The sequence below is a fragment of the Modestobacter sp. KNN46-3 genome, from assembly GCF_011039295.1.
Window position 1 is genome coordinate 1 of record NZ_JAAKGN010000300.1, and the last position, 2,005, is coordinate 2,005.

At 69.7% G+C, this 2,005-nt stretch carries 2 protein-coding genes; one reads left to right on the forward strand and one right to left on the reverse strand.

Going from position 1 to position 2,005, the window contains the following annotated elements:
* A partial coding sequence (locus G5C62_RS26715) for a hypothetical protein (RefSeq protein WP_206330895.1) occupies positions 1-554 on the reverse strand: 554 nt, incomplete at its 3' end.
* Positions 555-1,136: 582 nt separating this feature from the next.
* On the opposite strand from G5C62_RS26715, the gene G5C62_RS26720 reads away from it, so the two are divergent.
* The gene (locus G5C62_RS26720; RefSeq protein ID WP_241176161.1) at positions 1,137-1,835 is read left to right on the forward strand and encodes a LuxR family transcriptional regulator; all 699 of its coding nucleotides are present in this window, start codon (positions 1,137-1,139) and stop codon (positions 1,833-1,835) included.
* Positions 1,836-2,005: the final 170 nt, after the last annotated feature.

Consider the following 2,005-nt stretch of genomic DNA (forward strand, 5'->3'; position numbering starts at 1 on the left):
AGGAGCGTGTTGGTGTCGACGGGGACGGTGATCGCGTCCCCGTTCGGGCCGGACAGCGTGGGAACGCCTGCGCAGACGCTGACGCCGGTGTAGGCGTCGGTCTGGAACTGCTCGCCCGCGTCTGCGGCCGGGTCGAGCACGAAGCCCTCCAGGACCGTGGCGTTGGCCGGGTCAGCCAGGTAGGTCCGCATGTCGGCGGTGAGGTAGTCGCTGATGTATCCGAGGCGCTCGTCGGTCGTCTGGGCCACCAGGTCGCTGACCAGTTCGCGGGACTGGGCGGCCTGGGTGACCTCCTGGGCAACCGTGACGGCTGCGGTGACCTGCTCGGCGCTGAAGCCACCGAGGTCGCTGTAGCCGCCGGTCGTGCAGTCGGTGCGCTGCTCAAACTCGGAGGCGGGCGAGGACGTGGGTGCGGCCGTGGCGGGGATGTCGGTGGCCCGGCCGCCGGGCTGGGCGTTGGACGGGACGTCGGCGTTGCTGGAGCCACAGGCCGTCAGCGCGAGGGCGCTGCCGATCAGGGCGGCGGTGACGGTGGCGGTGCGGAGGCGAATCATGGTGGTCTGATCCCTTCGAGGCGTTTTCACTGCTCAGTGGCGTATTTGCCTAGAATACGTATCGGCTCCGGCAGGACCGTTACTTGAGACTTCAGATGTGATGCCGAGCACAATCCGGGCGGGAGTAGCCCGGGGCGCTACTGCTCCTCGGGGACCCGCACCCGGTCGGGAGTTACGCAGTGCATGTGCTGGCCCGTGCCCCACTCGTGGGACACGGCGTAGCGCACCTCTGCCCACCAGTAGGGCGCTCGCCCGTCCTCACCTAATCGCAGCCACCGGGTCTGCCGCCCAGGCCACCAGACCCCCTCGCGCAGGACCAGAACCGCTCGGGGTGGCTCGTAGACGTGTTCATCGAGCAAGACCACGCGAGGCGGCGCTGGCGGCGCTGGCGGCTGACTTCTGCGCCCACCGATCGCCACCCAGACACCGCCTCTCATCGAACACGTGTTCGAAGAGGGTAGAGCGAGGACTCCCTCAGCCCGAGCACCCTGCCGCCGGTTTGGACGGTGCAGCGGCCTCGGCTCCGAGAGCCTCCGCGTGTCCACCGAAGGCCGCAGGCGCCACCTGGATGTCCGTCCCCGCATGCAGACTGACCGCGCACCCGCCGCCTGCTACCTGGAGACCGTGATGAGCAACGACCAGCGCACCGTCTTGGTCGTCGACCTTGACGGCGAGGTCTTGCCGCCCCTCCAGACGCTGGAGCAACTGCTTCTCTCGCTAGGGCAGTGGGAGGACGACGATCGGTTGGATCCGCCCGACCGGGAGCCGCTGCGCCTTCCGGAGCCGCTGGCTGACCGGCAGGCCCTCGTGACCGTGGAGCGCCTCTGGGGCCTCCTGCGCCCGACTCAGGGACTCGGAGCCGAGCACGGTCGGCTCCTCGCCCCGAACGGCACTACCGAGCACGCGCCCCTGAGCGTCATCACCGTCCCTACCGCCGACATCGAGATCCTCAGCGCGACCGCGCGGTTCCTCGGCAACCCCGGGCTGCCCAGTGACATCGCCGACCTGGTGACCGACCTCGCCCGGTCCCTCAACACCGACCCCTACTCCCGCGGGCGGGACGACCGCACCGAGTTCGTCAGCCAGATCGCTCGGCTGGCCGGTCTCCTCGACCTGGAGGTCACCGAGGACACCCACCTGCTGATCAGGAGGATCGCGGCGAACCGGCCGGACCGGGACCTCGCGCTCACTGACGAGGAAGAGGCCGCCTACCAGCGGACCGCCGACCGGATGAACCGACTGTGGGGTCTCGGCTCCGGGATCTCCCGCTACCTCTACTGATCCCCGCGAGACCCCGCCGCAGCGGCGTCCTCGTCCTCGCCCGGCACCACGGCCAGGTGCGCGTCCTTCACCTGCCGCAGCCGCTCAGCGTCCTTCAGGCTGATCCGCTTCTGTCCGGCTCGGGTGCCCTTGATGCGTTCGAATACCGCCTGCGCACCAGTCCGCCCCAG

Excerpts from the sequence above, each read along its gene's own strand:
- G5C62_RS26720 (WP_241176161.1), top strand. The coding sequence starts at position 1,137 with ATGCAGACTGACCGCGCACCCGCCGCCTGCTACCTGGAGACCGTGATG.